The sequence below is a fragment of the Acidovorax sp. DMC1 genome (assembly GCF_056314325.1).
The window spans coordinates 576,823-597,569 of the sequence record NZ_JBQUYO010000001.1 but is presented as its reverse complement, the minus strand read 5'-3'; the positions used below and the strand labels follow the sequence as shown (position 1 = coordinate 597,569).

19 protein-coding genes are annotated in these 20,747 nt (G+C 65.5%); 7 read left to right on the top strand and 12 right to left on the bottom strand.

Annotation, left to right across the window (positions count from 1 at the left end):
• The first annotated feature begins 446 nt into the window (after positions 1 to 446).
• Both ACT531_RS02795 and ACT531_RS02790 read left to right on the top strand, forming a co-directional pair.
• Positions 447 to 1,133: a response regulator gene (locus ACT531_RS02795; protein WP_476016388.1), complete on the top strand. Its 687-nt coding sequence runs from the start codon at positions 447 to 449 to the stop codon at positions 1,131 to 1,133.
• Between the two features lie 226 nt (positions 1,134 to 1,359).
• Positions 1,360 to 3,045, top strand: a complete 1,686-nt coding sequence (locus ACT531_RS02790) for a sensor histidine kinase (RefSeq protein WP_476016387.1) — start codon at positions 1,360 to 1,362, stop codon at positions 3,043 to 3,045.
• Here ACT531_RS02790 and ACT531_RS02785 read toward each other — a convergent pair.
• Positions 2,927 to 4,357 carry an AmpG family muropeptide MFS transporter gene (locus tag ACT531_RS02785; RefSeq protein ID WP_476016386.1) on the bottom strand — a complete coding sequence of 477 codons (1,431 nt, stop codon included), beginning with the start codon at positions 4,355 to 4,357 and terminating at the stop codon, positions 2,927 to 2,929. The two genes, ACT531_RS02790 and ACT531_RS02785, sit on opposite strands and share 119 nt — an antisense overlap.
• Before the next feature lie 130 nt (positions 4,358 to 4,487).
• On the opposite strand from ACT531_RS02785, the gene ACT531_RS02780 reads away from it, so the two are divergent.
• Positions 4,488 to 5,339 (top strand): M48 family metallopeptidase, encoded by an 852-nt coding sequence (locus ACT531_RS02780; protein WP_476016385.1) that lies wholly within the window; start codon positions 4,488 to 4,490, stop codon positions 5,337 to 5,339.
• A gap of 28 nt (positions 5,340 to 5,367) precedes the next feature.
• Here the strand turns inward: ACT531_RS02780 and ACT531_RS02775 are convergent, their stop codons facing one another.
• The 8 genes from ACT531_RS02775 to ACT531_RS02740 form a co-directional block, all read right to left on the bottom strand.
• Positions 5,368 to 6,471 carry a GGDEF domain-containing protein gene (locus ACT531_RS02775; protein WP_476016384.1) on the bottom strand — a complete coding sequence of 368 codons (1,104 nt, stop codon included), beginning with the start codon at positions 6,469 to 6,471 and terminating at the stop codon, positions 5,368 to 5,370.
• Positions 6,472 to 6,716: 245 nt separating this feature from the next.
• Positions 6,717 to 7,355 carry an MBL fold metallo-hydrolase gene (locus ACT531_RS02770; RefSeq protein WP_476016383.1) on the bottom strand — a complete coding sequence of 213 codons (639 nt, stop codon included), beginning with the start codon at positions 7,353 to 7,355 and terminating at the stop codon, positions 6,717 to 6,719.
• Positions 7,356 to 7,525: 170 nt separating this feature from the next.
• Positions 7,526 to 8,140 (bottom strand): chemotaxis protein CheC, encoded by a 615-nt coding sequence (locus ACT531_RS02765; RefSeq protein WP_295942565.1) that lies wholly within the window; start codon positions 8,138 to 8,140, stop codon positions 7,526 to 7,528.
• A 1-nt stretch (position 8,141) separates the two neighbouring features.
• Positions 8,142 to 8,504 carry a response regulator gene (locus ACT531_RS02760; RefSeq protein WP_343736196.1) on the bottom strand — a complete coding sequence of 121 codons (363 nt, stop codon included), beginning with the start codon at positions 8,502 to 8,504 and terminating at the stop codon, positions 8,142 to 8,144.
• A gap of 23 nt (positions 8,505 to 8,527) precedes the next feature.
• On the bottom strand, positions 8,528 to 10,189 hold the full coding sequence (locus tag ACT531_RS02755; protein ID WP_476016382.1) for a sensor domain-containing diguanylate cyclase: 1,662 nt from the start codon (positions 10,187 to 10,189) through the stop codon (positions 8,528 to 8,530).
• The gene (locus tag ACT531_RS02750) at positions 10,170 to 10,718 is read right to left on the bottom strand and encodes a putative pterin-binding protein (protein WP_476016381.1); all 549 of its coding nucleotides are present in this window, start codon (positions 10,716 to 10,718) and stop codon (positions 10,170 to 10,172) included. Before ACT531_RS02750 ends, ACT531_RS02755 begins: the two co-directional genes overlap by 20 nt.
• A 196-nt stretch (positions 10,719 to 10,914) precedes the next feature.
• Complete coding sequence (locus ACT531_RS02745) at positions 10,915 to 12,822, bottom strand: GspE/PulE family protein (protein WP_476016380.1); 1,908 nt, start codon at positions 12,820 to 12,822, stop codon at positions 10,915 to 10,917.
• Between the two features lie 25 nt (positions 12,823 to 12,847).
• A complete protein-coding gene (locus ACT531_RS02740; RefSeq protein WP_476016379.1) occupies positions 12,848 to 13,651 on the bottom strand; it encodes an exodeoxyribonuclease III in 804 nt (267 codons plus the stop codon).
• 10 nt (positions 13,652 to 13,661) lie between these two features.
• Between ACT531_RS02740 and pyrE the strand changes: the two genes are divergently transcribed.
• Together pyrE and ACT531_RS02730 are read left to right on the top strand one after the other, a co-directional pair.
• Positions 13,662 to 14,360 (top strand): orotate phosphoribosyltransferase, encoded by a 699-nt coding sequence (gene pyrE, locus ACT531_RS02735; protein WP_060986588.1) that lies wholly within the window; start codon positions 13,662 to 13,664, stop codon positions 14,358 to 14,360.
• A gap of 5 nt (positions 14,361 to 14,365) precedes the next feature.
• On the top strand, positions 14,366 to 15,064 hold the full coding sequence (locus tag ACT531_RS02730) for a DUF4124 domain-containing protein (RefSeq protein ID WP_476016378.1): 699 nt from the start codon (positions 14,366 to 14,368) through the stop codon (positions 15,062 to 15,064).
• Between the two features lie 108 nt (positions 15,065 to 15,172).
• Here the strand turns inward: ACT531_RS02730 and gatB are convergent, their stop codons facing one another.
• From gatB to gatC, 3 genes are read right to left on the bottom strand one after another with little or no spacing between them, the layout of a single operon-like run.
• A complete protein-coding gene (gene gatB / locus ACT531_RS02725; RefSeq protein WP_476016377.1) occupies positions 15,173 to 16,621 on the bottom strand; it encodes an Asp-tRNA(Asn)/Glu-tRNA(Gln) amidotransferase subunit GatB in 1,449 nt (482 codons plus the stop codon).
• Position 16,622: 1 nt separating this feature from the next.
• Positions 16,623 to 18,116 carry an Asp-tRNA(Asn)/Glu-tRNA(Gln) amidotransferase subunit GatA gene (gatA, locus tag ACT531_RS02720; protein WP_476016376.1) on the bottom strand — a complete coding sequence of 498 codons (1,494 nt, stop codon included), beginning with the start codon at positions 18,114 to 18,116 and terminating at the stop codon, positions 16,623 to 16,625.
• A gap of 12 nt (positions 18,117 to 18,128) precedes the next feature.
• The gene (gene gatC, locus ACT531_RS02715) at positions 18,129 to 18,428 is read right to left on the bottom strand and encodes an Asp-tRNA(Asn)/Glu-tRNA(Gln) amidotransferase subunit GatC (RefSeq protein ID WP_015012145.1); all 300 of its coding nucleotides are present in this window, start codon (positions 18,426 to 18,428) and stop codon (positions 18,129 to 18,131) included.
• 207 nt (positions 18,429 to 18,635) lie between these two features.
• Between gatC and ACT531_RS02710 the strand changes: the two genes are divergently transcribed.
• Positions 18,636 to 19,679 carry a rod shape-determining protein gene (locus ACT531_RS02710; RefSeq protein WP_008907364.1) on the top strand — a complete coding sequence of 348 codons (1,044 nt, stop codon included), beginning with the start codon at positions 18,636 to 18,638 and terminating at the stop codon, positions 19,677 to 19,679.
• 132 nt (positions 19,680 to 19,811) lie between these two features.
• On the top strand, positions 19,812 to 20,735 hold the full coding sequence (gene mreC, locus ACT531_RS02705) for a rod shape-determining protein MreC (RefSeq protein ID WP_060986583.1): 924 nt from the start codon (positions 19,812 to 19,814) through the stop codon (positions 20,733 to 20,735).
• Positions 20,736 to 20,747: the final 12 nt, after the last annotated feature.

The window sequence follows — 20,747 nt, the reverse complement described above, 5'->3', positions numbered from 1 at the left end:
GTACGATTTCAAAATGGCGCAAAAAGCGTGCGATCTCAGTGCACAAGTGAGTTCTCTTATCTACATTTCCTTGAATGGAACGACTTCTAGGACTTGGGGCACTGTGCCAGAGGATTCCCGGAGTCGAGACTTGCCTCTTACCCTTTTGAGCGGAGTGCAGCGCGCTGCGACTTGCCTTTGTCGAAGCCCTAGGGCGCGACGGAGGCTGTAGTGAGGTTTGGGGAATGCGTATCCCCTGAATTGGGGGCTCTCATTCTTGTATGCGCTGCACTTTCCCTCTACGCTTCGGAGCATGAAAATTGACTTCAACCCTCAGACGGATAGGCGCCGAATTTCGGAGGAAATGCTCAGTTGCCCAACACCTAGGGGTGGAGGACCTTTGCCAATCATTCGGCGCCGAGCGCGAGGGCGCGCGTGAGGGGCACGAAGGGCATCTCAGTCGCAGCATGACGAATTCAAGAACTCCGCCTACAGCACCGCAGGGTCAGGGGGTTTCTATTGCCCTTGTGGAGGATGACCCACGCACGCGGGAGTGTTTCGTGCAGGCTCTCGCGCGTACAGAAAGACTTCACCTGGCATACGCCGCAGCGACTGCAGGCGAGATGATGTTGTGGCTTCGACAGAACAGTGCAGATGTGCTCTTGGTGGACTTGGTCTTACCCGATAGATCAGGCTTGGATGTGATCAGCGAATGCCAGAAATTGTCGCCAGAAACGGAGATCATGGTGATCACCATGTTTGGGGATGAAGCGAACATGATGCGTGCTTTTGAGGCGGGCGCCAGGGGATATCTGCTCAAAGACGGAACGGAAGAAGACCTCGCAGAACATGTTTTGAGCCTCAACGCAGGGGGCTCTCCCATGGCTCCGATCATCGCGCGCCAGTTACTGACTCGTTTGTCGCCGCCTCCTTCAGTGCGAATGAGTACAGCCGCCACCGTTGAGCCCCTGACAGCAAGGGAGCGCGACATTCTGGCCAAGCTTGCCCGTGGCTACACCTACGCGGAGACCGCAGAAATTTTGGGGGTTGCTGCGTCGACCGTGCAGTCGCATGTCAAAAATATATACAGCAAGCTAGCCGTCCACTCCAAGACCGAAGCGATCTATGAGGCGCGACAGCTTGGGCTTTTGTAGTGCGCTACTGGACCTCCATGCGTGGAGGCTTTTTTGTCTTTTCTGGGGCATGGGCTTTTGCGCGCTGTGGTCGGAAGCAGTTTGCGCGCAGGAAAGTATCCGCACTATTGATGTGGCATACGTGTATCTGGAGCCCGAAGGCCTGGAGGCTTGGTCAGGGACCGTGACCCTCCCTCACCTCTGGGACAAAGCTTACCCAGGCCGCTCGGGTCGAGCCCGTTACCACATGGAATTGCCGCCGGTGGCGTCAGATGGCGTCTTGAGAGGGCTTTTCTTTCCCCGAGTAGGGAACCAGGTGGAAATATATGTGGGTGGGGATCTGATTGCGCACCGCAGTTTCTTGGGTGATACCCGTCACGATGCGACCAAGGCGCCACTTTGGGTACCTGTTCCAGCCAGCCTCCTCTCCGCAACAGCGTCTACTACGCTGGAGGTTCGAGTGACGGCCCAGCCCGTGCGGTGGGGAGGGTTAGCGGCACCACGCTTCGGGCCCGAGTCCAAGTTGCTGCAACTGTACCGAGAGCGCTATGTTTGGAGGCAGTGGGGCGCGGTGGCAGTGGTATTTGCGCTTGCGCTCACTGGAGTGATTGCCTGTGGACTCTGGCACCTGAACCGAGAGCCGGTCTATGGCTACTTTGCGCTCTGTGCACCGTTTGGAATGCTCAGATATGGAGATCGGCTTTGGGATACCCCACCGTTGGGTTGGCCATTGTGGGGTGGCATTGTAGCCTTTTCATTGATTGTGCACATGCTACTGGTTGTGCGTTTCTCGCTCGCTTTGGTGGACCGCGATGACGCATTTGTGCGGCGGGGATTCTGGACTATTTTTGCCGTCGAGGCTGTTTTGGTACTGCTGGCCTACGGCAGCGGGTTGCCCTGGAGTTGGACCGCTGGTCTGGCGCTCCTTTTTGTGCCCGCGCTTTGGGCCTACTTGGTGGCTGTCCGTCGAGCTATTACAGTCAAGCAGCCCGAAGCAGTGGCATTGTGCCTTGCCAGTTTCATTCCTATTGGCGCTGGACTCTATGACTTCCTGGAGATTCGGGTGTCCACGGAAAGCGTAGGACGTTCATCGTATCTGCCTGTAGCCACCATGCTGTTTGTACTGCTCATGGGGTGGCTGATTTTGAGTCGCTACGCAAGGCAGGTGCGCGCCTACGAAGGACTACGCAACTCACTCGATGACAAGGTGCGCCAGAGAGAAGAGGAGTTGAAAGTCAGCTACGCCTTGCTGCAACAGGAGCATGCCCAGCATGCGGCGCTTCAGGAACGGCAGCGCATCATGCGCGACATTCACGATGGGGTGGGCTCGCAACTGGTTGGGCTGCTCAGCCTCATCGGCAAAGGCCGTGTCAATCGGAAACAGCTGCGTGAGCACGCGAATGCAGCGTTGGATGAACTCCGTATGGCGGTAGATGCTATTCAGCCCGTGGGCGGCGACCTGGCGACCGTGTTGGCCACTTTGCGCTACCGGTTGCAGCCGCGTTTGGCGGCCTCAGGCGTTCAAGTGGATTGGCATGTGGAGGAACTCCCAACCCTTGAGACCCTGACACCACACATGGTGCTCCAGATTCAGCGCATCTTGCTCGAAGCTTTCACCAATGTTTTGCGTCACGCCCAAGCCACCAAGGTAAGAGTGAGCGCCGTTCATCAATCGGAATCAGCTGAGGACTCGTCTCTCTTGGTGCTTGAGATCACCGACAACGGAGTTGGCTTCGAGAGTTCAACAAAGGCAGGTGGTCAGGGGCTCATCAACATGCGTGCAAGGGCTCAAGCCATTGGGGCGCTATTGGATATTAAGGGCGTTCCGGGGCAGGGGGTTGCGGTGCGGATTGCGCTACCGCTGGTGTCCGCAACCTTGATGCCAGCCACACCAGCACCAGCACCGGCAGCCCCAGCAGCGCCGTGGAGGTGAAGAACTGGGCGTAGCCAAACGCATCCACGTAGTCGCCCGAGAAGCCCGCCACAAACTTCGGCAGCAGCAACATCATCGAGCTGAACAGTGCGTACTGCGTGGCTGAGTAGCTCACGTTGGTCAGGCTCGACAGGTAGGCAATGAAAGCCGCCGACGCGATGCCGCTGGCCAGGTTGTCGGCCGAAACCACGGCGATCAGCGCCGTCACATCGTGCCCGTGGCCCGCCAGCCAGGCGAACAGCAGGTTGCTGGCCGCGCTGAGGATGGCGCCGAGCATCAGGATGCGCATCACGCCAAAGCGCATGGACAACACGCCGCCCACAAAGGCGCCCGCCAGTGTCATGATCACACCGTAAATCTTGGTCACGGCGGCCACTTCGTCCTTGGTGTACCCCATGTCCACGTAGAACGGGTTGGCCATAATGCCCATCACCACATCGCTGATGCGGTACACGGCAATCAGCGCCAGGATGAGCGCCGCATGCCAGCCGTAGCGGCGCAGGAAGTCGGCAAACGGCGCCACCAGTGCGCCCTGGATCCACTCGGCAGCGTTCTTGGCGGGGGGCAGCGCCACGGGCGCGGGCTCACGCGAAAACAACACGGTGACCACGCCCACGGCCATCGACGCCGCCATGGCCAGATAGGCCGCCTGCCAGGCGCCGTTCTGGTACGCCGCGGCACCCAGGGCCACGGCCTGGCCGGCCGCGGGCGCGGCCTCGGAGCGCGCGGCAATCCACAGCACACCGGCTCCGGCCCAGATCATCGCGAGGCGGTAACCCGTCTGGTACGACGCCGCCAGCGCGGCCTGGTGGTTGGCGTCGGCCGATTCGATGCGGAAGGCATCGAGCGCAATGTCCTGCGTGGCCGAGCCAAACGCCACGGCCAGCGCGCACCACACGATGGGGCCCAGTGTGAGGCGCGGGTCGGCCAGCGCCATGCCGATGAGTCCCGCCACCACCACCAGCTGTGCCAGCAGCAGCCAGCTGCGCCGCCGCCCGAGCAGCCGCGTGAGCACCGGGATGGGCATGCGGTCCACCAGCGGCGCCCACACCCACTTGAAGCCGTAGGCCAGGCCCACCCAGCTCAGGTAGCCGATGGTGCTGCGGTCGATGCCCGCCTCGCGCAGGCGAAAGCTCAGCGTGCCCAGCACCAGCAGCAGCGGCAGCCCGGCCGAAAAACCCAGCGTCAGCATGCGCAGGCTGGCGGGCTCCAGGTACACGCGCAGGGTTTGCAGCCAGGGGGTACGCGGGGGCTTGTCCGGGGCGGTAGCGGGAGCGAGGCTGGGGGTGGAAGATGTGGAGGTGTCTGACATGGGCGAGCGGGGGTTTTGTCTATCATCGCCGACGCACCCTTGTAGCCATCCTGTCAGCCTCCATCTGCGCGGCAGGCTCTGGTGTGTGGTGTGCCAGCGCTGCTCATTATTCCTTCTGGGATTGCCTTGTATGTGTCTTTTCTGCCCCGCTCCTTCCGTCGCGCCGTCGTCCCCCTGGTCCGCACGCCGCGCGTTCCTGCTGGCAGCGGGCGCCGCTGCGGCCACGCCGGTGCTGGCGCAGGTGGACGTGGGTTCGTCATCCAGCCTGCGCAAGCTCGTGCCCGCCGAGACGCTGGAGCAGTCTGCCGCCCAGCAGTACCGCCAGATGCTGGAGCAGGCCCGCGCCAAGCGCGCGCTGGCGCCCGACAACCACCCCCAGCTGCAGCGCCTGCACGCCATCGCCAAGCGGCTGATCCCGTACGCCATGCCCTGGAACGACCGCGCCCGCCAGTGGCGGTGGGAGGTCAACCTGATCGGCAGCTCGCAGATCAATGCGTTTTGCATGCCCGGCGGCAAGATTGCGTTCTACACCGGCATCCTCGACCAGCTCAAGCTCACCGACGACGAGGCCGCGATGATCATGGGCCACGAGATGGCCCATGCGCTGCGTGAGCACGCACGCGAGCGCATTGCCAAGACGCAGGGCACTAACCTGGCGCTGCGACTGGGCTCGCAGCTGCTGGGGCTGGGCGACCTGGGGCAGGCGGCTGCGGGCCTGGGCGGGCAATTGCTCACGCTGCAGTTCAGCCGCTCGGACGAAAGCGAAGCCGACCTGGTGGGGCTGGAGCTGGCTGCGCGCGCGGGCTACCAGCCGTCGGCCGCCGTGAGCCTGTGGCAGAAGATGGGCAATGCCAGCGGCAGCAAACAAGGCGGGCTGGCGTTTTTGTCCACCCACCCATCGGGCCCCGCGCGCATTCGCGAGCTGGAGCAGAACGTGCCCAAGGTGCAAGGCCTGTACGAGGCCGCGCGCCGCAACGGTTGACCTGCGAGATTCCGCAGGCCCTCAGCCTCTAAGACTGAGCCGCCAGGGTGCTGCTGGCGGCGTCTTCCCCCGCGAGCTGCACCCGGTTGCGCCCCGCGTGTTTGGCGGCATACAGCGCCTGGTCTGCGCGGGCAATGGCGGCCTGCAGGTCGTCGGGCCCGTGCACCAGGGCCACGCCAAACGACAGCGTCAGGGCCAAGGGCTCGGGGCCGACGGGCAGCGGTGCCCGGGCGACAGCGGCACGGATGCGCTCGGCCGTGGCGCTGGCGGCGTCCAGCGGGCTGGCGGGCATCAGTGCCAGAAACTCTTCGCCACCCCAGCGCGCCAGCACATCGCCCTCGCGCAGGTTGTCGGCCAGCACCTTGCCCATGGCCACCAGCACCTGGTCGCCCACGGCGTGGCCGTACTGGTCGTTCACTCGCTTGAAGTGGTCCACATCGCACAGCAGCAGCGTCACTGGCACACCGCTGCGCCGGCTGCGCTCCAGCGCCTCGGTGGCCTGCGCGTCAAAGTGGCTGCGGTTGGCCAGGCCGGTCAGCGGGTCGCGCGTGGCCTGCTTGCGCAGGCGCGCCTCGGCAATGAGGATGGTGCGGCGGTAGAACGCCGACAGCGCTGCCGACATGGCAAACACCACGCAGATGTGCACCCAGTTCACGATCTTCACGCTGTGCGCGGGCAGCGGGTCCAGCGGCCCCACGGCGTCGCTCAGCATGTGCAGGCCCAGGTAGTAGGCCAGCAGGGCCAGCACCATGGGCGCGGCATAGCCGCGCGTGTTGGCGATCACGATGGCGGGGATGAACATCAGCAGGTAGTAGTGAAAGCCGCTCTCCCAGCCGATGAGCAGCGAGCCCAGGGCCGAGTGCCCGATCACCTCCAGCCAGATCAGGGCCAGTGCAGCGGTGTTGTAGCGCTTCTGGATGAGCCGGTAGGCGCCCAGATACATGGTGATGCTTAGCACATTGATGGCCGCCAGCGGCATCGAGCCCAGCCACAGAAACAGCAGGATGTAGCCCGCGTCGATGGCGGCTGCTGTCAGCGCCACCCGCTGCACCATCGCCCAGTAAGCCTTGCCCGCGAGGCTGGAGCCACGCTGGGGTTCAAGCGGGGGGCGCGATGCGTTGGATGGGGTCATGGCACAGGGGCATGGGCGGCCCGCAGGGGTGGCAAACCACACCATCGTAGCCCCCGGCGGTGTCGGAGGTCCGGCGAACTGGCCGGTATCCCCGGACCTGATCGCCGCTGCGCCCCCCAGCGGCGCGGAGCACGCCCCAGAGGCCTGCGACGGCCTCCTGCAACCCATTTCAAGCCAAATCAGCCGGATGCGCTAGTGCAATATGCCTGAAATGCTATGAATACAGGAGCATTTGCGATCAACGCTCAGGTCCCGCCCACGTAGGGATTACTTTGCCGTTCGCGCCCGAAGGTGCTCTCGGGCCCGTGGCCGGGAATGAACACCGTCTGGTTGCCCATGGGCCACAGCCGCTGCGTGATGCTGTCGATGAGCTGCTGGTGGTTGCCCTGGGGAAAGTCCGTGCGGCCGATGCTGCCTGCAAACAGCACGTCGCCCACAAACGCGCGGTCGATCTGCGGCGCGTGGAACACCACGTGGCCGGGCGTGTGGCCAGGGCAGTGGCGCACGTTCAAGGTCTCGTTGCCAATCTGCACCGTGTCGCCGTCTTGCAGCCAGCGTGTGGGGGTGAAGTGCTGCGCGGGCGGAAAGCCGAACATCGCGCTTTGCTGCGGCAGCCCGTCGATCCAGAACTGGTCGCCCGGGTGGGGGCCGACGATGGGCAGCGACAGGCGCTGGGCCAGCTCGCCCGTGCCGCCCGCGTGGTCGATGTGCGCGTGGGTGAGCCAAATCTGCGACAGCGTCAGCCCGCGTTCTTCCACTGCGGCCAGCAAGGTGTCCAGGTCGCCCCCCGGGTCGATCACGGCGGCCTGCCGGGTGGCGTCGCACCAGACGATAGAAGCGTTCTGCTGAAAAGGAGTGACTGGGACGGTGAGGTAGCGGAGCATGGGATGGAGGCAGTAAGCCCAGCGCCCGTCACGCCAGGGCCGCTATCCCAACCCAGGGTGACAGCGAGCTGGCGCGGTGGCGGCAGGGCCGGAAGGCAACAGCCGCGAGTTTCGCACAGGGCCTGTGCAGCGCCCGGCGCCCGTTGGCGGCCGCTTGGCCGCTTCGGGCCTCAGTCGGCGTCCACAGGCCGGCCCAGCAGCCGGTTCACGGCGGTGCGCAGGCCTTCCAGCGACGTGGTATTGAGCACGAACACCACGAAGCCCTCGATCTGGCTGCTGAGCAGCTCAAAGCGGATGTGCAGGAACACCACCAGGTGGTTCTGGATGCGGGTGCCCAGGATGGTGCGGCTGTCGCCCATGTCGAACCGTGGTGGGCTCAGTTCGAACTCGTGGCCCAGCAGGTCGGACAAGGCGGCGATGCAGGCGTTGAGCATCACATTGCCCACCTCGGTCAGCGCATCCTGTTCGATGGCGCTCAGGTCTTCGCGCGGCACGTTCTGCCCGGCGACGATGCGCACGATCTCCAGGCTGCGATGCCCCGGAAAGATCAGCAAGGCATCGCCATTGAGCACGCCGCGAAACGGCTGCCGCACGCCATACATGGGGTGGCCCTGGGTGCCCAGCTGCTGCGCCGCCTCGCTCACGGTGAACACGCTCACATGCGGCACCGACAGCAGCACTTCGTCGCGCAGCAGGCTGCCCATGGCGGCAGCGGCCTTGCCCACGCCGATGTTGAAGATCTCGCTCAGGGCATCGATCTGTTCGGCGTCTAGCTGAATGGGCATGTCAGGCTCCTGCGAGGGCGGCGAGCTGTTGGGCGGCTTGCGCGGTGATGGGCTTGGCGATGAACACCATGCCGGCTTCTTCGATGCGCTCCTGCACCGCAGTCTGCACATTGGCCGTGAGGATGGCAATGGGCACCTGGGGCAGCAGCTGGCGCAGCGCCAGGGCTGCGTCCAGGCCGTTCATGCCGTGCATGTTGAAGTCCATGGAAACGAGGTCCACAGGGCTCTCGCGCACCTGCTGCAGGGCTTCTTCGCCGCTGCTGGCATGCACGATGGTCCAGTCGGGGTGGGCCTGCAGCACCAGGCCCTGCAGGATCAGGCGGGACATGCGGCTGTCATCCACTATCAAAAGGCGAAGGCTCATGGTCGTTGTGTCGTGGGTGGAGATCAATGGGCGGGAAGGGCGGCCTCGTGGGCCAGCACCCGGTTGCGGCCGGTGGCCTTGGCGCGGTAGAGCGCCGCGTCGGCATCGGCCAGCAGCGGCTCGATGCCTGTATGGTGGCGCTCGCTGGCAGCCATCCCGATGGAGATAGTGAACATGACCGGATGCCCGGACGGGGACACCAGCCCCAGCTGCGCGATGGCGCCCCGGATGCGCTCGGCCACCTGGCGGGCGCTGTCGGCACTGGCGTGGGGCAGGAGCGCGGCAAATTCCTCGCCCCCCAGGCGGCCGAGCAGGTCTGCCTCGCGCAGGGCCTGGCCGATGGCGTCTGCGCAGGCGCGGATGGCGGTGTCGCCCATCTGGTGCCCATGCTGGTCGTTGATGCGCTTGAAGTGGTCGATGTCGATCATCAGCACGGTGCACGGTTGTCCGTGGCGGCGGCAGTGGTCGAACAAGGCCGTGCTGCGCTCCATGAACGCCCGGCGGTTCAGCAGTCCGCTGAGGGCATCGCGTGTGGCCAGCTCGCGCAGCTGGGCCTCCAGGGCCTTGTGGGTGCTGATGTCGAAGCCCCACAGCAGGTGGGCCAGCCGGCCCTCGACATCGATGAGGCGTGCCGACAGCGAACTCCAGCGCAGGGCATGCGTACCGATCTGGGCCTCCATGGCATCGACCTGGCCGTACTGGTCCAGGGTCTGCATAAAGCGCTGGCGGGTATCAGGGTCGTGCAGCAGGTCGGGCAGGAACAGGGTCTGGGGCGCGGCCGGGAGGCCCAGCCGCTCGGTCAGCCGGTGGTTGATGAAATGCACGCGGCCGCTCTCGACCTCGGCCAGCAGCACATCGCTGGGGCTGGTGTCCAGGATGAAGCCCAGCAGCGCACGGCTTTCTTCGAGCTTGCGTGTGCGGCGGGCCACGCGGTCTTCCAGCTCCCGGTTGGTCTGCGCCAGTTGCCGCGATGCGGCGGCGGCGGCGCGTGCGTCCTGCACCAGCCGCGCAATCAGCAGCGTGGTGCCCACCAGCAGGGCGCTGAGCACCACGCTGAGCACGATGAAGCGCTGGTGCAGCTGCCGGCGCGCCTGGTCTGTCTGCTGGGTGCTGAACAGGTGCACGGTGGCCACCGCCTGGCGCAGGCGCTCCAGCAATGCGTCGGACTGGCGGGTGATGTCCTCGGCCACGCGCAGCGCTTGGGGTGGTGCGGCGGTCGGGTTTGTGCGCCGCGCTGCGGTGCTGCCGGATTCGTGGGGCTTGGTGTTCGTGTTCGCGCTGGCCAGTGCCGACCAGCGCTCGACCTGGGTGCGCAAGTTGTCCAGGCCTTGTGCGGTGTCCGGCAGCGCATCGCGCAGCTGGGTGCTCACATGCGGTCCACGGCCCGTGGTGTCCAGCGTGCTGTAGAGCACGTCCAGCCGGTCGATCAGGTCTTGCGCGCTGGCCTCGCGGGCCCGCAGCTGGCGTGCCAGCAGGCTCACCCGCGCCAGCTCGTTGTGCACGCTGGCGATGTACCAGAGGTCGTTTTGCTGGTGGGGCTGCGCAAGGTCCTGTGCCTGGCGCAGCGTCCACCACAGGGCCACCGACGTACCCAGGGCCATGGCCACCACCAGGGCGAGCAGCCGGTAGGCCGTGCGCGGGCTGCCGGTGGTGGGCGCCTGCGGCTTAGCGGACGGAGACGGCATGGACCTGCCAGATGGTGCGGTTGACGTAGTCCTGCCCTTGCTGCAGGGCAGGATGGGCATCGAACGGGTAGATCAGGATCAGCGGCCCCTTGTCGCGGATGCCCATGCGCTGGCCGTCGCGCCGGTAGGCCAGCACGGGGTTGTAGCGGAGCAGGTCGCTCCAGGGGATCTCGACGGCATAGTCGTTCAGGGCCGTCAGCACGATGCGGCTGCGCTCGCTACCGCCAAGCTGCTCGACCAGGTGGCGCAGCGGCACACCGGTCCAGCGGTGTTCGCCCGCCAGGCCCAGCGCAGGGGGCAAGGCGGTGGTGATGTCGCGCGCTGGCAGCCGCTCCAGGGCCTGCAGGTCGCAGGCCTGTGCCGGGCCGTCGCCCGCAGGCTGCAGTCGCAGAACGCTGCGGCCCTGGGGGGCGGGGCACACCGGAGCGGGGTGGGCCCACAGCGGCAGGCACAGGCTCAACGGGCCCAGTAGGGTCACCAGGGCAGTGCCTGTTCGGGCCCGCAGGGCCGCCAGAAATCGGAACAACATCGTCACCACTTTCACATCCCACCAGCACGGCAGGGCCCGGAATGGCTCCAGGTACGGCGGCTGGCACGGCTTGACTATGCCCGTGAAAGCAGGAAAACCGATCGCCGTCCAACGGAGAATTGCCGCGAGATGGGTGGTTTTGACAATTGTTGACGGTATTTGACGATGGGTTGGCGGCCTGGGGCCGCTGTCGGGGCTAGAGGTTGGTGGCGGCCACCACTTCACTCATGTCGGTCAGGCCTTGCAATACCTTTTCGATGCCGTCCTGGCGCAGGGTGAGCATGCCGGCGGTCAGGGCGGAGTGCCGGATGTCCGAGGCCGGGGCCCGGTGGCGGATGTGCTGGCGAATGGTTTCGTCACTCATCATCAGCTCGTGGATGCCCAGACGGCCGTGGTAGCCGTGGCCTTCGCATTTGGCGCAGCCTACGGGGCGCCACATCCGCAGCTCGCCCTGGGTGCCGCCATACTGCTGGCGCCAGCGCCCGATCTGTGCCTGGCGCGCTTCGGCGGTGTTGTGGGTGCCACTGTCCAGGTACTGCGACGCCAGGCCCGTCAGCATCTCTTCGTCGGCCACGCGCGGCTCGCGGCAGGCGGTGCACAGGCGGCGCACAAGGCGCTGCGCCAGGATGGCCAGCAACGAGTCCGAGAAGTTGAACGGGTCCAGGCCGATTTCGAGCAGGCGCGCAATGCTTTCGGGCGCCGAATTGGTATGCAGGGTGGACAGCACCAGGTGCCCGGTCAGCGAGGCCTCGATGGCGATGCGCGCCGTCTCTTCGTCGCGCATCTCGCCGATCATGATCACGTCCGGGTCGGCGCGCAAAAAGGTGCGCATGGCGGCGGCAAAGGTCCAGCCGATGCGTGGGTTCACCTGCACCTGGCGCAGGCCTTCCTGGGTGATCTCGATGGGGTCTTCGGCCGTCCAGATCTTGCGGCCTGCGGTGTTGATGTCGCGCACCACCGAGTGCAGCGTGGTCGTCTTGCCGCAGCCCGTGGGGCCACACACCAGCACCAGACCATAGCTTTTTTGCACTACCGCGCGCAGCGCCAGCAGGTTGGGCTGGCTCAGGCCGATGTTCTCCAGCGGCAGCGGCTTGGCACCCGCCAGTAGGCGCAGCACCACGTCCTCCAGCCCGCGCGAGGTGGGCACGGTGACCACGCGCAGCTCCACGGGCGGGCCACCAAAACGCGCAAAGTCGATCTTGCCGTCCTGCGGTTTGCGGTGCTCCGAGATGTCCATGCTGGCCATGATCTTGATGCGCGCCACCATCGCGAAGCGATAGCGCGCGGGCAGCTCCAGGTAGGGCACCAGGTCGCCGTCGATGCGCAGGCGCACGCGCACGTTGTGCGGGGCGGGTTCGGTCTCGATGTGGATGTCCGACGCCCGGTGGCTGATGGCCTCGTCGATCACCGAGTTGATGAGCCGCACCAGGGTGTTGTCCGACTCGCTGATCACGTCGGCCTGCTCGGTATCGGCGTCCGGCGACGCGGTGGCCAGGTTGGTCAGCAGCTCCTGCGAGGTGGCACGTGCGCCGGCTGCCGCTCCGCCCGCGTCGGCAGGGCGGGTGCGGTAGGCCTTGTGGATGGCGGGCATCAGCGTGCCGGGCGATGCCCGCAGCGGAATCAGACGCCGTTGGGTCAGAAAGCGGATCTCGTCGATCAGCACCCGGTCCCAGGGGTCGGCCATCAGCAGCACCAGGGCGTCATCGCGCGCGATCAGGGGCAGCACGGATTCCCGCTCCGCCACGGCGCGGGGGATGAGGGCCAGGGCCGACGCTTCGGGTGTGATGTCGCCGGGGTGCACGGTGTATTCGCCCAGCCAGGTGGCAATCACGCTGCGCAGCTGGTCTTGGGTGAGCGCTCCCCGGTCCACCAGTATCTGGCCGATGGGCCGCTGCACGCCGTTGCCGCGCTCCTCCTGCTGCGCCTGCAGGCCCTCTGCCAGGTCCGGTGTGGACAGCAGCCCTGCGTGGACCAGCGCCTCGCCCAGGTGCCGCGCCTTGCCCACCGTGGGGTGGGGGGTGGAGATCTGGCGCCACAGCGCCTCGGCGCTCTGGGGGCGGAAACTGTGGGCGGGAGGCGGGGCGGAAATGCTGGCGTCGGTCATCGGGGCAAAGGGGCTGGGGCGGGGCTTATAGGGTCAGTGCGTAATCCACCGTAATGGGTGCGTGGTCCGAGAACTTTTCGCCCTTGTAAATGTGTTCAGCGCGCGCCAGCGCCGCGATCGCAGGGGTGGCCAGGTGGTAGTCCAGCCGCCAACCCACGTTGTTGGCATAGGCCTGCCCGCGGTTGCTCCACCACGTGTACGCGGTGTCGGTCGCGGTAGGTTGTAACTGACGGTAAACGTCTATGATGCCGCCGCCTTCATCAGTTGTGTGCAACAACTTTGTCATCCAGGCGCGTTCTTCGGGCAAAAAACCACTGTTCTTCTGGTTGCTGCGCCAGTTTTTGAGGTCGATTTGCTGGTGCGCAATGTTGATGTCGCCGCACAGGATGAAGTCGCGCTCTGCCTTCAGGCGCATAAGGTGGGGGTGGAATTCGGCCAGAAAGCGGAACTTGGCCTGCTGGCGCTCTTCGCCCGACGAGCCGCTCGGAAAGTACGCACTGATGATCGACAGCTTGCGGGCGGGCGTGTCAAAACGCAGTTCGACATATCGGCCTTCTGCATCGAACTCGGCAGACCCATAGCCAACGACTACATCCGACGGCTCGTGCCGCGTGTAGATGCCCACGCCCGAATAGCCCTTTTTTTGGGCAAAGTGAAAGTGCCCCTGCAGGTCTGCGAGGCGCTCGAACCGGTTGGCCATGTCGGCCGCCTGGGCCTTCACTTCCTGCACACAAATACAATCCGGCCGCGTGGCTGCCATCCAGCTTTCCACGCCTTTGCTGGTGGCAGAGCGGATGCCATTGAGATTGAGGCTGGTTAACTTGAACAAGGATTTCCCCATGGTGGATGTTGGCGTGCAAACCCCCGAACAGGGCCAGCTGGCGCAGGATTTCGTGCGTTTTGCAGTGGAGTCGGGCGTGCTGCGGTTTGGCGAATTCAAGACCAAAGCCGGGCGCCTGAGCCCCTATTTTTTCAACGCCGGACTGTTTGACGATGGCCGCAAGATTGGCCGCCTCGCGGAATTCTATGCAAAAGCCCTGCTGGCCAGCGGCATCGAATTCGACATGGTGTTTGGCCCCGCGTACAAGGGCATTCCGCTGGCTGCCACCGTGGCCGTGGAGCTGGCGCGCCTGGGGCGCAACGTGCCCTTTGCCTACAACCGCAAGGAGGCCAAGGACCACGGCGAAGGCGGCACCCTGGTGGGCGCGCCCCTCAAGGGCCGGGTGCTCATCGTGGACGATGTGATGTCGGCCGGCACCGCCGCCCGGGAGTCCATCGCCATCATCAAGGCGGCAGGCGCCACGCCCCATGCAGTGGCCATTGCGCTGGACCGCCAGGAAAAAGCCACCGAGAATGGCCAGGACGTAGACCACAGCGCGGTGCAGTACGTGCGCAACCAGCTGGGCATGCAGGTGTGTGCCATTGCACGGCTGGCAGACTTATTGCTCTTCCTGGAGCAAAACGGGGAAGAGGGGATGCGTTCCCATCACGAAAAGGTGCTGGCCTACCGCCAGCGATACGGCGTCAACGAGGGGTAGACGGATTGAGCAAATCGGCGTGGATCGTGGGCGGGGTTCTGTTGGCCACCCTGGGCGCTGATTTAGCGTGGGCGCAAGCCCCCAGTCCGTCGGGTGGCATCTACACCTGCGTGGACCGCAATGGCCGGCGCCTGACGGCAGACCGTCCGATTGCTGAATGCCTGGACCGCGAGCAGCGCGAACTCGGGCCCTCGGGCATTGTGCGGCGGCAAATTGGCCCTTCGCTGACCGAGCAGGAGCGCGCCGCGCAAGAGGCTCAGCGCCGCAAGGAGGCCGAAGCCCGTGCCCGCGAGCTGGAGGAGCGCCGCCGCGAACGCGCGCTGACCGCCCGTTACCCGGACAAGGCAGCACACGATGTGGAGCGCGCTGCGGCCATCCAACTGGTGGACGATGTGACCGCCACCGCCGAAAAGCGCCTGGTCGAGCTGACACAGCAGCGCAAGGCCTTTGACGTCGAGATGGAGTTCTACAAGAAGGACCCCAGCAAGGCGCCCATGTCGCTGCGCCGCAAGATTGCCGAGAACGAAGAGAGCATTGCCGAGCAGCAGCGGTTCATTGCCGGGCAAGACCAGGAAAAGCGCCGCGTACACCAGCGGTTTGACGTGGAGCTGGCACAACTCCGCAAGCTGTGGGATGCCCAGCGCATGCCGTTGTCGGGCGCAACGCCCGCCAGCGATGCCGCTGCACCCGCCGCCACGCGCTAGGGCCATGCGCTGAGAGCGCTCCCGTCACCTACGCCGTTCACCCGAAGATCCAAACAACAAAGGGCCGCGAGGCCCTTTGTTGTTGGTGTTGCAGCCGATGGGCGTGCGTCAGCCCGCCAGCTTGGCCCGCAGCAGTTCGTTAACCTGCGTCGGGTTGGCCTTGCCCTTGCTGGCTTTCATGATCTGGCCCACTAGGGCATTGAACGCCTTATCCTTGCCCGCACGGAACTGCGCCACGTTGTCGGGGTTGGCGGCAATCACCTCGTCGATGATCTTCTCCAGCGCGCCGGAGTCGTTCATCTGCTTGAGGCCCTTGGATTCGATGACGGCGTCCACGTCGTTCGACTCCCCGGTCCACAGCGCATCAAACACCTGCTTGGCGGCGTTGTTGGAGATCGTGCCGTCGGCAATGCGGCCGATCAATGCGGCCAGCTGCGCTGCAGTCACGGGAGCCTGCTCGATACCGGTCTCCGCCATGTTCAGGCGGCGCGACACCTCGCCCATGATCCAGTTGCTGGCCAACTTGGGCTGGCCGCAGGCCTTGGCTGCCGCCTCAAAGTACGCTGCCATCGCCTTGCTCTGCGTGAGCGTGGTGGCGTCGTACTCGGGCAGGCCGTAGTCCGCCACAAAGCGTGCTGCCATGGTGCGGGGCAATTCGGCCATCTGCGCCCTTTCTTCCTGCACCCACTGCTCCGAAATATGTAGCGGTGGCAGGTCGGGATCGGGGAAGTAGCGGTAATCCGCCGCGTCCTCCTTGGTCCGCATCGCACGCGTTTCGCCTGTGTCGGGGTCGAACAGCACGGTGGCCTGCTGGATGGCGTGGCCGTCTTCGATCTGCTCGATCTGCCAGCGGATCTCGTAGTCGATGGCCTGCTGCATGAACTTGAACGAGTTCAGGTTCTTGATCTCGCGGCGGGTGCCCAGCGGCTGGCCGGGCTTGCGCACCGACACGTTGGCATCGCAGCGGAAGCTGCCTTCCTGCATATTGCCGTCGCAGATGCCGATCCAGGTCACGATCTTGTGCAACTCTTTGGCGTACGCCACGGCCTCTTCGCTGCTGCGGATGTCGGGCTCGGTCACGATCTCCAGCAGGGGCGTGCCTGCGCGGTTCAGGTCGATGCCCGACTGGCCGATGAAGTCCTCGTGCAGCGACTTGCCCGCATCTTCTTCAAGGTGGGCGCGCACCAGGCGCACGGTCTTCTTTTCGTCACCCAAGAAGAACGACACTTCGCCGCCCTGCACCACCGGAATCTCGAACTGGCTGATCTGGTAGCCCTTGGGCAGGTCAGGGTAGAAGTAGTTCTTGCGCGCAAAAATGCTCACTGGCGCAATGTGGGAGCCGAGGGCCAGTCCCAATTTGATAGCACAGGCCACGGCCTCGCGGTTCATCACGGGCAGGGTGCCGGGCAGGGCCAGGTCCACGGCGCAGGCCTGGGTGTTGGGCTCGGCGCCAAACGCGGTGGCGGCGCGGCTGAAAATCTTGCTCTGGGTGGCGAGCTGGGTATGGGTTTCGAAGCCGATGACGACTTCGTAGCCATGGATCAGTTTGGCGGTCATGTCAGAAGCCCTCCGGACGGCGGAGGTGGAAGTCGGTGACTTGCTGCAGGCGGTGCGCAGCGTTCAAAAGGCGTGCTTCCTGGAAGTAGTTGCCCAGCAGCTGCAGGCCCACGGGCATGCCGCCCTCCCCAAAACCGGCGGGTACGCTCATGCCGGGCAGCCCGGCCAGCGAGCCGGGCAGGGTGAAGATGTCGGCCAGGTAGTCGGCGAGCGGGTCGTTGCCATGGTCGCCCAGCTTCCAGGCCACGGTGGGGGCCACGGGGCCGGCGATGACGTCGCACTCCTTGAACGCGTTCTGGAAGTCGTCGGCGATCATGCGGCGGATCTTCTGGGCCTGCAGGTAGTAGGCGTCGTAGTAGCCGTGGCTCAGCACATAGGCGCCGATCATGATGCGGCGCTTGACCTCGTCGCCAAAACCTTCGGCGCGGGTCTTCTTGTACATGTCCACCAGGTCGGTGTAGTCCTTGGCGCGGTGGCCGAACTTCACGCCGTCAAAGCGGGAGAGGTTGGACGACGCCTCGGCCGGGGCAATGATGTAGTACACCGGGATGGACAGCTGCGTGCGCGGCAGGCTGATGGGCACGAGCTTGGCGCCGAGCTTTTCGTATTCCTTGAGGGCGCCATCCACGGCGGCACGCACATCGGGCGCGAGACCTTCGCCAAAGAACTCGGCGGGGATGCCGATACGCAGGCCGTCGATGCTGTCGTTGAGCTTGGCGCTGAAGTTTTCGGCAGGCACATCGAGCGACGTGGAGTCGCGGTCCGGGTCCGGGCCGCACATGGCGGACAGCAGCAGCGCGCAGTCTTCGGCCGAGCGGGCCATGGGCCCCGCCTGGTCGAGGCTGGAGGCGAAAGCAATCATGCCGTAGCGGCTGGCGCGGCCATAGGTGGGCTTGATGCCGGTAATGCCGCAGAACGATGCGGGCTGGCGGATGGAGCCGCCCGTGTCGGTGCCAGTGACGGCGGGCGCCAGGCGCGCGGCCACAGCCACGGCGCTGCCGCCGGACGAGCCGCCCGGAATGCGGTCGATGGCCCAGGGGTTGCGCACCGGGGCGGGGGCATCAAAGCCCACGGGGGCGACGGCGGAGTTTTCGTTGGCCGAGCCCATGGCGAATTCGTCGCAGTTGAGCTTGCCCAGCGTCACGGCGCCCGCGTCGGCCAGCTTGGTGACCACGGTGGCGTCGAAGGGCGACTGGTAGCCCGCGAGCATCTTGGAGCCGGCGGTGCTGGGGAAGCCCTTGGTGACGAAGATGTCCTTGTGCGCAATCGGCACGCCAGCCAGGGGGCCTGCGGTGCCAGCTGCAATGGCAGCGTCCTGGGCGCGGGCCTGGGCCAGGGTGATCTCGGGGTTCACAGCCACGTAGGCGCCCAGGTTCTGATGGGCCTGTGCGCGGTCGAGGAAATGCTGGGCGGCCTCGACGGCCGAGACGCGGCGCTCGCGCAGTTCGGTGGCCAGCTGGGCCACGCCCAGGTCATGCAATGCGGTGGAAGTCATGCGGCGGGGTTCTTACTCGATCACTTTGGGCACGAGGAACAGGCCTCGTTCGACGGCGGGGGCGCTTTGCTGGTTGGCTTCGCGCTGGTTGGGCTCGCTGGCGACGTCGTCGCGCAGGCGCAGCTGCACGTCCTGGATGGCGGCCACGGGGTGGGCCAGGGGCGTGACGCCCGAAGTATCCACAGCCCGCATCTGTTCCACGATGTCAAAGAAGCCGTTGAGCTGGGTGAGCATGCGCTCACTTTCGGAAGGTGTCAGCTCAAGCCGCGCCAAGTTGGCAATGCGGCCGATGTCCTGGGGGGTCAGTGCCATAGGGAGGAAAATCTAAAGAAACCAGACGTAAAGCTGTGATCCGGCCCGCGCCGGAGGGAGTTATTCACAGGGGATGGGGTATTATCCCGGCTTTGCCGCAAAGCTCCCCGAATGGGAGTCAATTGCGTGAATAAAGCCAATAAACACCCCCTGAAATACCTGGCGATGGCAGGCCGACGCGCATGCCGTGCCCGAGAGGACTTTTGAATGTTCGGAGCTTTCCGTCGGTACTTCTCCACCGACCTGGCCATTGACCTTGGCACAGCCAACACCCTCATCTTCGCCCGCGACAAAGGCATCGTCCTCGACGAACCCTCCGTCGTCGCCATCCGCCACGAGGGCGGCCCGCACGGCAAGAAAGTCATCCAGGCCGTAGGCCACGAGGCCAAGGCCATGCTGGGCAAGGTGCCAGGCAACATCGAAGCCATCCGCCCGATGAAGGACGGCGTGATCGCCGACTTCGTGATCACCGAGCAGATGATCAAGCAGTTCATCAAGATGGTGCACCCGCGCACGCTGTTCACCCCCAGCCCGCGCATCATCATCTGCGTGCCTTGCGGCTCCACCCAGGTCGAGCGCCGCGCGATCAAGGACGCAGCCGAGGCCGCAGGCGCCACGGCGGTCTATCTGATCGAAGAACCCATGGCGGCCGGTATCGGCGCTGGTCTGCCCGTGTCGGAAGCCTCGGGCTCCATGGTGGTGGACATCGGCGGCGGTACCACCGAGGTGGGCGTGATCTCGCTGGGCGGCATGGTCTACAAGGGCAGCGTCCGTGTGGGTGGTGACAAGTTCGACGAAGCCATCATCAGCTACATCCGCCGCAACTACGGCATGCTGATCGGTGAGCCCACGGCCGAAGCCATCAAGAAGAACATCGGTTCGGCCTTCCCGGGCTCCGAAGTGCGCGAGATGGAAGTCAAAGGCCGCAACCTGTCCGAAGGCGTGCCACGCAGCTTCACCATCTCCAGCAATGAAGTGCTGGAAGCCCTGACTGACCCGCTCAACCAGATCGTCTCGGCCGTGAAGAACGCGCTGGAACAAACCCCCCCCGAGCTGGGCGCCGACATTGCCGACCGCGGCATGATGTTGACTGGCGGCGGCGCACTGCTGCGTGACCTGGACCGCCTGCTGGCCGAAGAAACCGGCCTGCCCGTGCTGGTGGCCGAAGACCCGCTGACCTGCGTGGTGCGCGGCTGCGGCATCGCCCTGGAGCGCATGGACCGCCTGGGCAGCATTTTCACGAGCGAGTAAGCCGGCAGGCCTGTATGCTGCAGGCACTTTTTTTGCGCTCCGAATTGCATGACTGCCCCTGCTCCAATGCTTGTTTCTGAGCACCCGCCCGTGGAGCCCGCTCCGCGCGGCAGACACTGATCGCTGCGCACCATGCCCCTGGGTACTCTGGAGCGCAGCGCTCCCCCTTTCTTCAAACAGGGCCCTTCGGCCCTGTCGCGTTTGGCCGTGTTCAGTGCGCTGGCGCTGTTCCTCATGGTGGCCGACGCACGCTTCCAGATCACCGGCCCCTTCCGCCAGGCCGTGGCCACCGTGCTGTACCCGGTGCAGTGGCTCATGCTGCAGCCGGTGGAATTTGCGAGCCACGGGCGCAGCTATTTCCAGTCGCTCCAAACCGCGCAGGAAGACCTCGATGCCGCCCGCAAGAAGATGACCGTGATGGGCCAGCGTGCCAACCAGGCCGACCAGCTGGCCATGGAAAACCAGCGGCTGCGCAAACTGCTGGAGCTGCGCGACCGGCTGCAGACACCCGCGCAGGCGGCCGAGGTCATCTATGACACCGCCGACCCCTACACGCGCCGTGTGGTGCTGGACCGGGGACAGCTGGGCGGCGTGGAACTGGGCGCTCCCGTGATGGACGAGGCCGGCGTACTGGGCCAGGTCACCCGCGTGTTCCCGCTGGTCAGCGAAGTCACGCTGCTGGTGGACCGTGACCAGGCGATCCCGGTGCTGAACATCCGCACCGGCGTTCGCGGCGTGGCCTATGGCGACCCGGTGGCGGGCCATGGTGGCGGCATGGAGCTGCGCTTCATGCCCGCCAATGCTGACATCCGCGAAGACGACCTGCTGACCACGAGCGGCGTGGACGGCTTGTACGCCCCCGGCCTGCCCGTGGCACGCGTGGTGAAGGTGGAGCGCCGGGCCGACTCTGCTTTTGCGCGCATCTACTGCGCGCCGTTGGCCCAGGTGCAGGGCGCGCGCCACGTGGTGGTGCTCAAGCCGCTGGGCGACAACGAATTGCCCCGCCCGGATGCGGCCCCGGCCGCGCCTGCGACCAAGCGCGGTGGCCGCAAATGAGCCACCGCCTCA

What these genes read in the sequence shown, in the direction of transcription:
- ACT531_RS02785 (WP_476016386.1), bottom strand. Translation starts at nt 4,357, where the DNA reads ATGTCAGACACCTCCACATCTTCCACCCCCAGCCTCGCTCCCGCTACC.
- gatB (WP_476016377.1), bottom strand. Translation starts at nt 16,621, where the DNA reads ATGACCGCCAAACTGATCCATGGCTACGAAGTCGTCATCGGCTTCGAA.
- ACT531_RS02775 (WP_476016384.1), bottom strand. Translation starts at nt 6,471, where the DNA reads ATGACCCCATCCAACGCATCGCGCCCCCCGCTTGAACCCCAGCGTGGC.
- ACT531_RS02750 (WP_476016381.1), bottom strand. Translation starts at nt 10,718, where the DNA reads ATGTTGTTCCGATTTCTGGCGGCCCTGCGGGCCCGAACAGGCACTGCC.
- gatA (WP_476016376.1), bottom strand. Translation starts at nt 18,116, where the DNA reads ATGACTTCCACCGCATTGCATGACCTGGGCGTGGCCCAGCTGGCCACC.
- ACT531_RS02710 (WP_008907364.1), top strand. Translation starts at nt 18,636, where the DNA reads ATGTTCGGAGCTTTCCGTCGGTACTTCTCCACCGACCTGGCCATTGAC.
- mreC (WP_060986583.1), top strand. Translation starts at nt 19,812, where the DNA reads ATGCCCCTGGGTACTCTGGAGCGCAGCGCTCCCCCTTTCTTCAAACAG.
- ACT531_RS02780 (WP_476016385.1), top strand. Translation starts at nt 4,488, where the DNA reads ATGTGTCTTTTCTGCCCCGCTCCTTCCGTCGCGCCGTCGTCCCCCTGG.
- ACT531_RS02755 (WP_476016382.1), bottom strand. Translation starts at nt 10,189, where the DNA reads ATGCCGTCTCCGTCCGCTAAGCCGCAGGCGCCCACCACCGGCAGCCCG.
- gatC (WP_015012145.1), bottom strand. Translation starts at nt 18,428, where the DNA reads ATGGCACTGACCCCCCAGGACATCGGCCGCATTGCCAACTTGGCGCGG.
- ACT531_RS02745 (WP_476016380.1), bottom strand. Translation starts at nt 12,822, where the DNA reads ATGACCGACGCCAGCATTTCCGCCCCGCCTCCCGCCCACAGTTTCCGC.
- pyrE (WP_060986588.1), top strand. Translation starts at nt 13,662, where the DNA reads ATGGTGGATGTTGGCGTGCAAACCCCCGAACAGGGCCAGCTGGCGCAG.
- ACT531_RS02770 (WP_476016383.1), bottom strand. Translation starts at nt 7,355, where the DNA reads ATGCTCCGCTACCTCACCGTCCCAGTCACTCCTTTTCAGCAGAACGCT.
- ACT531_RS02765 (WP_295942565.1), bottom strand. Translation starts at nt 8,140, where the DNA reads ATGCCCATTCAGCTAGACGCCGAACAGATCGATGCCCTGAGCGAGATC.
- ACT531_RS02795 (WP_476016388.1), top strand. Translation starts at nt 447, where the DNA reads ATGACGAATTCAAGAACTCCGCCTACAGCACCGCAGGGTCAGGGGGTT.
- ACT531_RS02790 (WP_476016387.1), top strand. Translation starts at nt 1,360, where the DNA reads ATGGAATTGCCGCCGGTGGCGTCAGATGGCGTCTTGAGAGGGCTTTTC.
- ACT531_RS02760 (WP_343736196.1), bottom strand. Translation starts at nt 8,504, where the DNA reads ATGAGCCTTCGCCTTTTGATAGTGGATGACAGCCGCATGTCCCGCCTG.